Genomic DNA, 13,158 nt, shown 5'->3' on the forward strand with positions numbered 1-13,158 from the left:
GGTATCCCACGCCGGAGGGAAGACCTCGTGACCATGACCGTCGCTAAACCGAATGCGATCGGCGCCCCGGGTTACACCGTGGAGCTGCCCTGCGTCCGCGAGTCCATGAGCCGTGCCCGCGCTCTCGTCTCCAACGTGCTGGCGACCTGGGGCATGGACGACGACGCGGCCGACTGCGGAAGAATCATCGTCACCGAATTGCTGGCCAACGCCGTCGAGCACACCCAGACCCCCGTGTCGAAGGTCATCATCGAGCGTCCGAGCAACGGTGCCGTTCGCATCGGAGTTTCCGACCGTTCGCACGGCGTGCCCCACCTGAAGGCGGCGGCCCTGAACGCCGAGAGCGGCCGGGGTCTGAGATTGGTCGCCGGGATGAGTTCGCGGTGGGGCTACGACACGCACCCATGGGGCAAGGTCACCTGGGCTGTGATCGAGGCTTCGGCAGGGCGAGAGCAGTGAGCACCGCAGTGGCTCCCAAACGCCCTACCGCGGAGTGGGCTCCTCCGCTCGACGCAGACGGCTTACGGCTCGTGTTGGAGCGATTTCGGGCCTGGAAGCCGCTCGATGTCGGGGACATCTTTGATGATCTCGATGCGGCAATCGGCAGTCAGTCGCCGTCTGTTGCAACGACCGCCGCCCTGGTCGACCGCCTCCGCAGTCACCTGAAGCAGCTCAGCGACATCACAGTGGCTGACGACAGTTTTCCACCCACCGCTGAGATGGCCCGACTCGTCGCGCGAGCGCGCGCTCTACGGAATGAGTGCACGCCGACCGCCCATCAGCAGGCTGTCGGACTCGCCCGGCGTCTCGCTTTCGTGACCGCCGACCTGGTCGAAGAATTGATCAAGGCCCGCTACATCAAGGGGACCGAGTGACGTGCGCCCCCACCCACTTGCGTGCCGCTCAGCGGGCTGAGCAGTACGCACCGGCCTGCCGAGCGATCCTCCACAGGCGTGCGCCTCCCCACTTGCCGTCCATCACACCACCCCGTTGGTCAGCCGACGAGAACGGAGAACGTTCGCCCATAGCCTCCCGGCCCAACCAGCACACGATGTCGACCTCTCCCTGAACACGCACGACCGAAGGAACTTCATGCCGAACACGACCGTCGAGCCCGCCGAGGCGACCCGCCTGCGGAACAAGGTGGTGGACGAGCTTCGCGCGGACGGCAACATCTCCTCCCCGGAGATCGAAGCCGTGATGCGCAAGGTGCCCCGCCACGAGTTCATCCCCGACACCCCGCTCGACAAGGCATACGACACGTACGCCGCTGTGATCACCAAGACCGACGAGCACGGTGTGCAGCTCAGCTCCGTCTCTGCCCCGCAGATCCAGGCCATGATGCTGGAGCAGGCGCAGGTGAAGCCTGGGATGCGAGTGCTGGAGATCGGCTCGGGCGGCCTGAACGCGGCCTATCTCGCCGAGCTCGTCGGACCCAAGGGCGAAGTCGTCACCGTGGACATCGACCCCGGCGTCACGGACCGCGCGTCCCGGCTCCTGGAGGAGCACGGCTACGACAAGGTCCTCGTCGTCACCGCCGACGCCGCCGAACCCCTCCCCATCGGCGAAGTCGACGTCGTCATGGTGACCGCCGGGGCCTGGGACATTTCCCCGGCGTGGATCTCGCAGCTCAAGCAGGGTGGCCGGCTCGTGGTGCCGCTGCGGATGCGCGGGCTGACCCGATCGGTCGCCTTCACCCAGGTCGTGGGCGAGCACGGCCCCTACCTGGAGAGCGAGTCGACGAGGATCTGCGGCTTCGTCCCGATGCAGGGCTCCACCGCCCACCGCGAAGAACTTCTCCTCGTCAACGGCACTCCAGAGATCGGGCTGAAGTTCGATGACGGGCTGCCGGCCGACCCGCACCGGCTGGACAACGCGGTCACGTTCCCGCGCCACGAGCTGTGGACCGGCGTCGTCATCGGCCTCCAGGAACTCATCGACACCCTCCAGATGGCGATGGCGATCAGCCTGCCCGGCTTCTGCACGATGGCGGTCGATGAGGACCTGGACACGGGTCTGGTCACCCCCGTGAACAAGCGGTTCTCCCTCGCCGCCGTCGAGGACGACACCTTCGCCTATCTCGTCACCCGCCGCACCGAAGACAACAAGCACATCGAGTACGGCGTACACGCCCTCGGCCCGAACGCGAAGCAGTTCGCCGACAAGGTCGCCGACGTCCTGCGCGACTGGGAGGCAAACCGGCGCGGCGGCCCCAGCCCGACCATCCGGGTCTATCCGGCCGGCACCCCCGATGACCAGATCCAGGCCGACCAGGTCATCGACAAGGTCCACAGCCGGATCTCGCTCTCCTGGCCCCCGGCGTAGCGCCGCGAGCCAGGTAGTCCCGCACCATCCGAACAAGAGGAAGGGCATCACCATGACGAGCGCCACCCTGGCCCCGCCCGCCCCGCTGGCGGGCCTGGACGACGACTTCGCGCCGCTGGACGTGAAGGTCGTCGTCGCCGAGCACGCGTACGGCCATCTCATGTGTTCCACGGGCGACGGCTGCGGCAGCACCTGCGCGACCGGCGCCTCCGCCTGCGGCTCCTTCACGGAGGATCCTGCCTGATCCGCGGTTCCTTCCCGAAAAACCCGGCCTGATCCAGGCCGTTCCCTGCTGGTTGGCCGGGCGAAGTGCTCCGCCCGGCCAACCGGCCCCTCTCCCGCCCCGCCAGACGGAGGGCACCATGGCTTCCCGAGCAGTCGCCGACTACCAGTGGCAGGGCACTGCCATGCTGCGCGCCACCACCAGCCCCGGGCCGGCAGACATCCCCCGCACCCTCGACCTGGACAACGTGGCCGTCACCCGCGCATGGCTGAACCGCATCTGGCAGCGCAAGGACTTCCGCAGCGCGCTGGAGCTCGCCGCCCCTGTCCTGTCCGACGCCATCGAGGCAGTCGTCCAGAGCCGGCAGACCGAGCCCCGTCACGTCCGCCGCACCGCCGTATCGACGGTCTCCTACCTCCTGCGGTGGCAGCACCGGCCGACCCCGCTGGGCCTGTTCGCCGGCACCGCCCCTGTGACGGTCGGGCCCCGGGCGACCGCGCGATGGCGCGACAAGCACCGCGTGTTGATCCGGCCGGACGCCGAGTGGGTCACCGACATGGTCCTCCGGCTCCAGCGCGCACACGCCTTACTGAAGCGGCTGCCGCTCGTCGCCACCAACGCCGCCCACACGCGGGGCGATCGGCTCGTGGCGCCGGGCCCACCCTCCGACGGCCACGCCGTCCTCCTGGCCCCGGTCGAGATATCCGTCCGCAACACCCGGCCGGTAGCCGCAGCCATGGACGCCGCCCGTTCCCCCATCCCCTACGGCGACCTGCACGACCACCTGCGCGACAGCTTCCCGCAGGCCACACCGGAGCAGATCGACACGCTTCTCACCAGCCTGGTCGAGCAGCAGTTCCTCATCACCAGCCTGTGGGCGCCCATGACCACGGTGGACGCCTTCCAGCACCTGTGCCACGAGCTGGAACGGCACAGCGCGGAGAGCGTCCCCGAGGTGCGGGACCTGGTCCACGAGCTGTACGCGCTGCGCGACGACGTGTCCGCCCACCAGCCAACGCTCTCCGACACCAGCGTGGGCGCCATCGCCGCGCGAATGCACGCCCTCACCCCCGTCACCCCGACACCGCTGCTCATTGACACCGCCCTCGACTGCGAGACCCAGCTCCCGCAAGCCGTGATCGTGGAAGCGCAGGCAGCCGTGTCGGCGCTGTACCGGACCACCCCGCAGCCCTACGGCTACCAGCACTGGCGCGACTACCATCGCCGGTTCAGGGCCCGCTACGGCGTCGGTGCCCTGGTACCGGTGATGGACCTGGTCTCCGACAGCGGCCTCGGGCTGCCCGCCGGCTACATCGGCTCCGAACGCGGCGCCGCCTTGAAGGTACGCACCGACCGCGACGAACTGCTGCTCGCGCTGATGCAGCAAGTCCTCCTCGACGGCCGTGACGAACTGCGGCTGACGGACGACATGGTCAGCGCCTTGGAGAAGGCCGCCGGAACGGACGAGCGGCTGTTCGTGCCCCGCGTGGAGGCCGCCTTCGAAGTCCACTCACCCAGCACCCGAGCGCTGTCCAAGGGCACCTTCGACCTCCTGCTCACCGCGGCACCCCGCCCCGGCAGCAGCATGGCGGGCCGGTTCGCCCACGTCTTGCCGCCCGAGCACCAAGACGCCCTCGCCGCCACCTACCGCGGTGCACCGGACCGCCTCACGGCGCAGCTCGTGTTCCCACCGCGCCGGCACCGCAACGAGAACGTCACCCGCACACCGCGACTGCTGCCGCACATCATCGAGCTGTCCGGCCACCAGGAGAACGACAAGACGGCCATCCGGCTCACCGACATCGCCGTCACCGCCGACCCACGCAGCTTCCACCTCGTGCAGCTCTCCACCGGCCTGCGCATCGACGTGCGAGTCCTGCACGCCCTGGAAGGCGGGACACAGACCCCGCCACTGGCCCGGTTCCTCGCCGAGGTGGCCAACGGGCGGTACGCCGCCTACAAGCCGTTCGACTTCGGCGTCGCCTCCCGACTTCCGTTTCTCCCCCGGGTGCGCTACCGCCGCACCATCCTCACGTCGGCCCGATGGCTGCTGACGGCCGAAGACCTGCCTGGCCGGAAAGCCCCGAGGCATGAATGGGAGGACGCCTTCACCGTCTGGCGGGACCGGCTGCGGCTCCCGATGCGGGTCGCCGTCATCGAGTACGACCAGCGCCTCCCCCTCGACCTGTCCCACCCGGCCCACCTCCGGATCCTGCGCGCACACCTCGACAACATCCGGCGCGTGGAGCTGCGCGAGGTCCCGGACGCAGACGCACACGGCTGGATCGGGCGAGCACACGAGATCTGGCTCTCCCTGGGCCGGTCCGAGCCGGACACCACCCATGTGCCCCGGCCGCGCCACGCCGGGTCGCTCGGTTCCGTGCGGCACCTCCCGGGCGCCGACGGTGTCCTCCATGCGCAACTCCACGCCCATCCACGCCGCTACGACGAGATCCTGAGTCACCACCTCCCCCACCTGATCGCCGCGTTCGACAATGAGCCGCCCACCTGGTGGTTCACCCGGCACAGGGAGATGGCACGGCCGGACGCCGACCAGCACCTCGACCTCACACTGCACCTGCCACCAGAGGCGCACGCGGCCGGCGCACAGCACGTCCGTGCCTGGGCGGACAGCCTGCACAGGCTGGGTCTGGCGTCCGGGCTCGTCCTGGCTCCGTACCAGCCGCAGACCGGACGCTTCGGCAGCGAGTCGGCCATGGACGCCGCGCACCAAGTGTTCGCCGCCGACTCCGCCGCCGCCCTCGCGCAGATCCAGCTCACCGAGCGCAACGATGCCTTCGCCGCACAGGCCCTCGCCGCCGCCAGCGCCCTGCACCTTGTCACCCGCCTGGCGCCGGACACCGCGACGGCCGAGGAGTGGCTGGTGCACAACCTCCCCCAGGGCACCGGCCGGTTGAACCGGGCCCTGCGCAGCGAGGTGCTCGAACTTGCCTCGCCGAACAGCGCCTCCGCGCTCGCGGCACTCCCCGGCGGTCCACAGGTCACCGAAGCATGGCGAGCCCGCGCCGCCACCGTGGACACCTACCGGGACGCCCTGGCTGGTGAGCGCGATCCGCTCGACGTCGCCCGGTCGCTGTTGCACCAGCACCACGTCCGGGCGCTGGGCGTCGATCCGCGCGCTGAGGAGACCACGATCCGGCTCGTGCGAACGGCGGCCCTTCAACACCGGATGGCCGCCCGATGACCACGCTGGCCGCCACCGCCGTGGCGATCCTGGAGCAGTACACCGCCCATCTGGCGGAACCGCCTCCCCCGCCCCCAGAGGAGCCCTGGGCAGTACAGTCGCTCGCCGACGGCGCAGCCGGAATCAGTTTGCTGCACATCGAAACAGCCAGCCGATACGGCGGCTCCTGGCGCTCCGCCCACCGGTGGATCACGAGCGCGGCCTCCGGCCCCATCAGCGCGGCCGACCAGACGGGACTGTTCCTCGGCGCCCCGGCCGTCGGCTTCCTCCTCAGCGCCGTCCCTCCGGCCTACCAGCATCTGTACGCCTCGGCGCGCACGATCCTGCACCAGCACATCACCGACCTCGCCGACCGTCGCGTGGACGCTGCGCTCGCCCGCATCGACAGGGGAGACCTGCCGACCTTCGCGGAGTACGACATCTTCTACGGCCTCGCGGGCATCGGCGCCTACCTCCTGCGCACCGAGCCCGAGGGCCCAGCCCTGGCGAGGATCTTGCAGTACCTCGTCGCCCTGACCCGGCCGCTCGCCCCCACCGCCGGACGAGGGCTCCCCGGCTGGTGGGTCCGCCACGATCCGGCGCGCGGCGAGTCCCCCCACTTCCCTGGCGGGCACGGCAACTTCGGCGCCGCGCACGGCATCACTGGCCCGCTTCTCCTCCTGGCCCAGGCCCTGCGCCGCGGCGTCACCGTCCATGGCCACCACGACGCTATGTTCACCATCTGCGCCCACCTCGACGCCTGGTGCCAGCACGGTGATTCCGGCCCGTGGTGGCCGGAGCACATCTCACGTCGCGACCTTGACCGCAGGCGACCCCACCACGACGCACCAGCTCGGCCGAGTTGGTGTTACGGCACGACAGGCATCGCACGAGCCGGCCAACTCGCCGGGCTCGCCCTGCGCTCGCCCACACTCCAGAAGTTCTACGAGGACGCCTTGTACCGGGCCTTGACCGATCCCGCGCAACTCGCCTTGGTGACCGACAGCGGCCTCTGTCACGGATGGGCGGGCGTCTATCAGACCGCTCACCGCGCAGCCGCAGACGCGCTCGACCCCCGACTGCGCACCCTCCCGGAACGCCTTGGTAGCGCCCTCGCCGCATCCGGTCAGCCCGGCTCCTCATCAACTCCCGGCCTGATCAACGGCACTGCTGGCACCGCGCTCGCCTTCACCACCTTCGCCTCGCACCAGGCGCCGAGCACTGGATGGGACGCATGTCTCTTGATCAACTGACTCAGGCAACCGAGCCGGTCCCGATGCAGAACGCCGTCTCGGCCGTCCTCGCCGGCCGGTCACTCGCCGACGCGGCGCACCAGTACCGGTTGGACCCCGTGATCCTCTCCGACGCGGTCGCGGTCTACGACCAGGCTGGCCGGGAAGCGCTGGCCCGCCACGAGGCCACTACCGACTGGTGGCAGACGTACCTCCACTTCACCGACTGGCCGAACGCCGACACCACCTTCACCACGCACGTCCTGCCCATCCTGCGCGAAGCGGAGACCACCGGCGCGATCGATGGCTGGTGGTGCACTAGAAAGCACCCCTGCTGGCGGCTGCGCCTCCGGGTCCAGCCCGTGGGAGGCGCCAAGCTGACCGTCGGGGACGGCTTCGACCGCCTCGTCACCGACGGACACCTTCAGCGCTGGTGGCCCGGCATCTACGAACCGGAGACGCCAGCGTTCGGTGGGAAGACGAGCATGACGGCCGCGCACGCCCTGTTCATCACCGACAGCCGACAGATCCAGCAGTTGCGCCAACGCGGCGATCTCATCGTCGGGCCCAGGGAGCTCTCCGTCCTGCTGTGCACGATCATGATGCGCGCCGCCCGGTTGGAGTGGTACGAGCAGGGCGATGTCTGGGACCGCGTCATCACAACAGAACATCGCTCGGCCATCAGCGACGTTCCGCCGGAACGGCTCAACGCCCGCGCCCGCGAGATCCGCCCTCTCCTTCTCGCCGGCGGTGACGCCTTACTGCGCTCCGGAGGCCCGCTGGAACCCGTCGCCGAATGGGCCGCCGCATTCCACAGCGCCGGCCAAGCACTCGCCCACGGCGTCCAGGACGGGTCGCTGGATCGCGGACTGCGGCAGGTGCTCAGCTACCACGTGATCTTCCACTGGAACCGGCTCGGACTGTCCATGCGCGGGCAGAGCATGCTGGCTTGGGCGGCCAGGGCAGCGATTCTTCATGGTGACGAGCACAAGGAAAGCTGAGGCGCGTGACAGCGCGAACCGTCGACTGCAATGGCGTGGTGAGGACCGAACTGATCAGGCAAGCGAGAACGGCCGGGCGCAATACGGCCGCCACTTACCACTCGGCGAATACCCCTGGGATCTCCGAGACCACGAGTGGCGATGCCGACGAGTTCATGGCAGCGCGCGACTCCAACGGCCTCAGCACGCCCCGCTGATGTATACCCGCGACGAGATCGCAGTCATGCTCAGCACGAGGAATGGGAGCTCCGACCACCTGACGTGAGTACAGGACGACTGTACGGGTTGCCAGGAGACACAGGCAGCGGCCGACCCCAGGGTAGGTGAGGCCGGCCGTTGCTGTAAGTGGTCGAGATTATGGCAGCCTTGGCTCATTCGGCCCCTCTGGACCGGTGTCTAATACAAGGATGGACCACTGCAAGGCCGCAGGGCATGGCTGGAGTTGTTCGCGTACCGCCTTCTGTAAAGGATTCTGTGCGGCTCACTACCAGCAGAGGGAGCGCGGGAACGTGTTGCGTCCGGTACGAGAAAGAGCGAACTCATACCAGCGAAAGATCTGTGAGTTCGAGGGGTGCGGCAAGGAGACGAAAGCCCTGGGGCTCTGCCCGGGGCACTACCGCCAGCAGCAGCTCGGCAAGGCACTCACCCCGCTACGGGTGGTTGAGCGGAAGTCGTGCCGAGCCGACTTCTGCATACGGACCGAGTCCGCAAAGGGTTACTGCGCCGCGCACTACAAGCAGGTGGCGAAGGGAAACGAACCGACGCGCATCCGGGCCCGGCGGACTGCCCAGGAGGTAGCGCAAATCCGCGCGACCGGATACGGGCAGTGCTACGAGTGTGAGGAGATCGTCGCCGTCGAGAGGTTCCGTACGTCTGGCGGAACCGGGCTCAGCGGTGTGTGCAATGACTGCCAGAACATCCGGACCCGGCTTGCCCGGTTCAAGATGACCAAGCACGACTACGACGAACTACTCGCATTCCAAGGTGGAAAGTGTGCAGTCTGCACCTCCGGTGAGCCTCTCGGAAAGTACGACGAGTGGCACATCGACCACGACCACGCTTGTTGTCCCGGCGGCATAACCTGCGGCGAGTGTGTTCGTGGGATTCTCTGCAGCGAGTGCAACATCCGGGGAGTCACCTGGTACGAGTCGCTGCCGGTGCAGCTCCAGACCTTCGATCTGCTGAACGGCTACCTGAACGATCCGCCCGCCCGACGGTTGAGATGGAGGAAGGAGGCAGCGGCCATCGACGCCAGCCGGTGAGCGATCGGTCGGTACAGCCGCATGTGGCTCTCCCTTCCGACCGACTAGTGTGTCAGCGAATCCCAGGAGGCACCGTGCTTTCATTCACGCTCGACACCAACTGCCTCATCGCAGTCGAGGAAAAGCGCCCCGAGGCTGCAGCTGTTCGTGAACTTGTGGCACAGCAGCGCGCCAGCCGGGCAGCGGTGCGGCTGGTCGCCACCATGGCCGCTGAGAATCAGCGAGACGGCACCGTTCTGGATAATTTTTCCCACTTCCAGCGGCGTATCAGCAAACTCGGTCTTGGAGGGTTGGAGATCCTCGCGCCCGTGGCGGTGTGTGACCTCACCTACTTCGATTGGTGCGTGCTCGCGCATGACGAAGCCGAAGCGGAGGCGATCAGGCTGCATAAGGTGCTGTTCCCTACCTCACCCTTCGGCTACCTAGACGCGGTCCCCGGGAACCTGGGCGAGGAGACGCGACAACTCGCCGAACGCAAGTGGCGCAATCAGCAACTCGACGTGCTGGTCCTGCACACCCACATCATGGCGAAGGCGGACGTCTTCGTAACAAGCGACCGGAACTTCCTGAAGCAGAGTAAGCGGCAACGCTTGGCGGAACTGGGAGCCAGGATGATACTCACTCCTGCCGACGCCGCGGCCTACGCGGTAGCCGAGTCGGGCTGATTCCCCTCCGTGCCCTGAGACGAGGGCGCGGGGGCTTGCAGTTCGGTCTCACCAGGACGTCGTACTTGCCGTCCGCGCTGTTCAGGAACGTCTGGCCCTCTGGTACGCCCAGTCGTCCAGCCGCTGATCAGGTCCGGTGAACGCAGCGCAGAAGGTACATCAGGCGCGGTCGGCACCTCCAGCGCGCCAACGCTCGCGCTGGCCCTCGCCGAGGCAGGCTGGAACAACAGCAAGACTGCCCGACGGACCAACGCCTTGGCCCAGGAACGGGGCCACCACGGCGTCACTGTCGATCGGCCACGGGTCAGCCGATGGATACGCAGAGGCGAGAAGGCACGCCCACCCATCCCGGAACTCCTCGCCGACCTGCTCACTGGGCACCTGCACCGGCCCGATACGCCCGGACTCCTCGGGATCGGACCGTCCCACAGCGTGTTGATCCACTTGGACCCGACCGAACACCGCGCCTTGGCCAGGAACGCGGCCGTCGCCAACATGGCCGCCCCGCCAGTACGCTCAGGTGCTTCTTCGGCTTGCCCTCACCCAGCGGGGTGGGGGCACAACCGGCAGCTGGCCTTGAGCGGCTGAATCGTCGCTGTCGATCACGGACTGGAGTCATGGCGACGGCCCAGTGCGGAAAGCAGAGGAGGCACCATCAGATAGACAGTAGAAAGGGCGCGAAGAGCATTCCGAATGGGTACCGCGTCGACTACTGGCGGGCGGCCAGAGAGCGGACGTTCTCCAGCAACGCGTACAGCAGGAACGGGGGCTCCGTCGCGACGGTCCGGGTGGTCTCCAGGTACGTCGCCGAGTTCTTGCCGTCCACGCCCTGGCCGGTACGGACCAGTTCCCTCCTGCGCTCCTGCCAGGACGGCCAGTGCTCGTCGAGGTAGGTCTCCAGGGTGTCCTCGAAGACGGTGTAGCGGCGGGTCGACTCATCGGCGGGCTGGGGAGTGGGCGTTGCGCCCAGGTACCGGAGGAGGTTGGCGTTCTTGGTCCGGTTGTGCCGGGCCTGGTTCTCGGCCTGCCGCTCCGCCTTCTCCCGCTCGTACGGGTCGCGGTTGCTCACCGCCTCCCGCTTGCGCTCCTCCATGCCCGCGTCACCGTCGAACAACACGTGGCAGGGCACTCCCAGCGCGCTGAACAGCGCGTCGGAGAGCATGAGGTTGTCCTTGCCGTTGACCTGGATGACGCTCACGCCCTCCGCGCCCAGGTTGATCCCCGACCGCTCCGCACAACCGGTGATCACGCCCTCGTCCCCACCGCCCTCGACCAGCACCACGGCGTGGGCGAAGAAGCCCTCGGCCAGGGCGCCGCCGAGCGTACCCTCGGTCCGGCTGCGGATCACCTGCTTGTCGACCAGCCCGTCCAAGACCCGGCACAGGTCCTCCTCCGTGGCCTGCCACACCTCGGTGACCGGGTGCTCGGCGCCGGCGTCGCGGCTGAGCCGGCGGATCTGGTGATAGCCCTTCGGGTCGATGAAAACGGGGTTGTGGGTGGCGTACATGATCTGGGTACGCCCCTGCGGCGAGGACGCGACGAGCTCGCGCAGTACCTTCGCGAACGTCCGTGCCTGCGGCGGGTGCTGAAACAGCTCCGGCTCCTCGACGGCCAGGCACAGCGTCCGTATACCACCACCGGCCGAGCTCCTTCGGTCGGCCAGGTACTTCAGCGCCGCGATGATCAATGCCCGCTGGAAGCCGTGGCCCTGTCGGTAGACCGAGGTCTGGGCGGCGCCGTCCTGGATGCTCACCTGGAACGAGGTCCGGGCCGGCCTCGGCACATGCACCGTCGGCGTCACGACCACCTTGCGCCCGGTGGTGAACTTGGCGACCTCGGCGGACAGCGCGTCCGACACCTCGCCGAGCACCGGCCCGTAGACCTTGGCATGCAGCTCCTTGCGTGCCAGATGGGCGTTCTCCTCGATCTCGCCGAGCTGCTCGTTCGCCTGCGAGCGGTCCACGGCGTGGTCGAGGATGCGGCCAACCGCGGTCGTCTTCTGGTCGTCCGCCTCCTCATACGCCCGCAGGTCGGCGGAGACGAACACGAAGTCGATCAGCTGGGCGAGTCTGCTCTGCCCGGCAAAGCCGAAGAAGTGGGTGTCCTCGACCTCGGCCTCGGTGAGGCTGTCGCGGTGGGCCAACTCCCAGGTCTGCATCGCCTCCAGGGCCTTGTCCTTGCTTCCGGCGGCCGGCAGCCCGAGGCCCGGGTCGCTCGCCCGCAGCCGATCGTAGGCGCGGCGCAGATCCATCGCCTTCTCGTTCCGGCGTACGTCCTCGAACGGCCCGTACGCCAGCGCCTTGCCGGTGATCTTGTCCTCGCCGTTCTGCCACGTCCGCCAGATGCTCACGCTCCGCGCACCCTCGGGCGCGTACCGGCCGAGGGTCTGCCGGTCATGGTCGGTGAGGCCGTCAAACTCCACCTCCACGGTGATACGGCCGTCGGCGGATCCGGAGTGGACGTCGTCATCGCTGAGCGAGACACCCCGTTCGCCGTTGAAGAACCAGTCGAGCGCGCGCAGCACGGTGGACTTGCCGACGCCGGTCGGCCCGATGAAGGAGGTGATGTCTTCGAAGGACACGTCCACCTTGTGCAGACAACAGAAGTTCTCGATGCGAACGCGCTTAATTTTCACGGTCGTCCTGGGTGTCCGTTACTGGTGGGGCTTTTAAATGCCCATGTGACGAACGTGACGCTAGCAGCACCCGTGGCAGGTGATCTGTCGTTTTAAGACAGCGCGATCAGATCCGCATAGCGGACAGCGCGTCCCTGCCAGACGTCTTACGCTCGGAGCCACGCACCGCCTGATGCGAAAGCCGTCTTCCCCTGTGGCGTCGGGGCACGACGCAGCCGCAACCAGCGGCACGTAGCCGAGGACACCGAGCTGATCCCTAGCGACTGAGCGCACACGCGACCCGTCATACAGCCGACTCCTGCGGCCCACTCAGCCTGCACTTGGCGGTCGCGGTCCAGGCTCAGATGGTTCCGGTCGGTGACGGACGACAGCGGTACGACCACGGGCCTGGAGATCGAGTGCCAAGACCTGAGCACCAAGCTCGGCCGTGGGCGGGACGTTGTCAGCACTATGGCTGACTGAGTGATCACCACTACAGCAACCAGAGTCACACACGGTCACCGCCGAACTGCGCGATGACGCCGATTGGGATCCCCTACCGAATCGCTGCGGCGTTGTTTCCGGTTCGAGTGCTGACGCGGTCAGTCAGCTTCTCCACCCCAACACGAACCCTCATCCGCCACTACCCTCG

The 13,158-nt window shown here is 68.0% G+C and carries 10 protein-coding genes; 9 read left to right on the forward strand and 1 reads right to left on the reverse strand.

The genetic code is table 11. The features are described 5' to 3' along the window. The first annotated feature begins 33 nt into the window (after window positions 1–33). The 9 genes from QHG49_RS16775 (at window position 34) to QHG49_RS16815 (ending at window position 9,892) form a co-directional block, all read left to right on the forward strand. A complete protein-coding gene (locus QHG49_RS16775) occupies window positions 34–459 on the forward strand; it encodes an ATP-binding protein (RefSeq protein WP_236576692.1) in 426 nt (141 codons plus the stop codon). After that, window positions 456–875 (forward strand): DUF6415 family natural product biosynthesis protein, encoded by a 420-nt coding sequence (locus QHG49_RS16780; protein ID WP_159703386.1) that lies wholly within the window; start codon window positions 456–458, stop codon window positions 873–875. The genes QHG49_RS16775 and QHG49_RS16780 overlap by 4 nt, the downstream gene beginning before the upstream one ends. A gap of 217 nt (window positions 876–1,092) precedes the next feature. Further along, the gene (gene fxlM / locus QHG49_RS16785; protein WP_301490172.1) at window positions 1,093–2,325 is read left to right on the forward strand and encodes a methyltransferase, FxLD system; all 1,233 of its coding nucleotides are present in this window, start codon (window positions 1,093–1,095) and stop codon (window positions 2,323–2,325) included. Window positions 2,326–2,377: 52 nt separating this feature from the next. Further along, on the forward strand, window positions 2,378–2,569 hold the full coding sequence (locus QHG49_RS16790; protein WP_085565759.1) for an FxLD family lanthipeptide: 192 nt from the start codon (window positions 2,378–2,380) through the stop codon (window positions 2,567–2,569). A 118-nt stretch (window positions 2,570–2,687) separates the two neighbouring features. Continuing rightward, a complete protein-coding gene (locus QHG49_RS16795) occupies window positions 2,688–5,753 on the forward strand; it encodes a lantibiotic dehydratase (protein ID WP_301490173.1) in 3,066 nt (1,021 codons plus the stop codon). Continuing rightward, window positions 5,750–6,985: a lanthionine synthetase C family protein gene (locus QHG49_RS16800; RefSeq protein WP_301490174.1), complete on the forward strand. Its 1,236-nt coding sequence runs from the start codon at window positions 5,750–5,752 to the stop codon at window positions 6,983–6,985. Before QHG49_RS16795 ends, QHG49_RS16800 begins: the two co-directional genes overlap by 4 nt. Then, on the forward strand, window positions 6,967–7,965 hold the full coding sequence (locus tag QHG49_RS16805; protein ID WP_301490175.1) for a thiopeptide-type bacteriocin biosynthesis protein: 999 nt from the start codon (window positions 6,967–6,969) through the stop codon (window positions 7,963–7,965). Before QHG49_RS16800 ends, QHG49_RS16805 begins: the two co-directional genes overlap by 19 nt. Before the next feature lie 509 nt (window positions 7,966–8,474). Next, a complete protein-coding gene (locus QHG49_RS16810; RefSeq protein ID WP_301490176.1) occupies window positions 8,475–9,227 on the forward strand; it encodes an endonuclease domain-containing protein in 753 nt (250 codons plus the stop codon). A 74-nt stretch (window positions 9,228–9,301) separates the two neighbouring features. Continuing rightward, window positions 9,302–9,892, forward strand: coding sequence for a hypothetical protein (locus QHG49_RS16815; RefSeq protein WP_301490177.1), 591 nt, complete (start codon window positions 9,302–9,304; stop codon window positions 9,890–9,892). Between the two features lie 709 nt (window positions 9,893–10,601). Here QHG49_RS16815 and QHG49_RS16820 read toward each other — a convergent pair. Next, window positions 10,602–12,527, reverse strand: a complete 1,926-nt coding sequence (locus tag QHG49_RS16820; RefSeq protein WP_301490178.1) for an ATP-dependent endonuclease — start codon at window positions 12,525–12,527, stop codon at window positions 10,602–10,604. Window positions 12,528–13,158 lie beyond the last annotated feature (631 nt).

It is taken from the genome of Streptomyces sp. WP-1 (genome assembly GCF_030450125.1).
GTDB lineage: Bacteria > Actinomycetota > Actinomycetes > Streptomycetales > Streptomycetaceae > Streptomyces > Streptomyces incarnatus.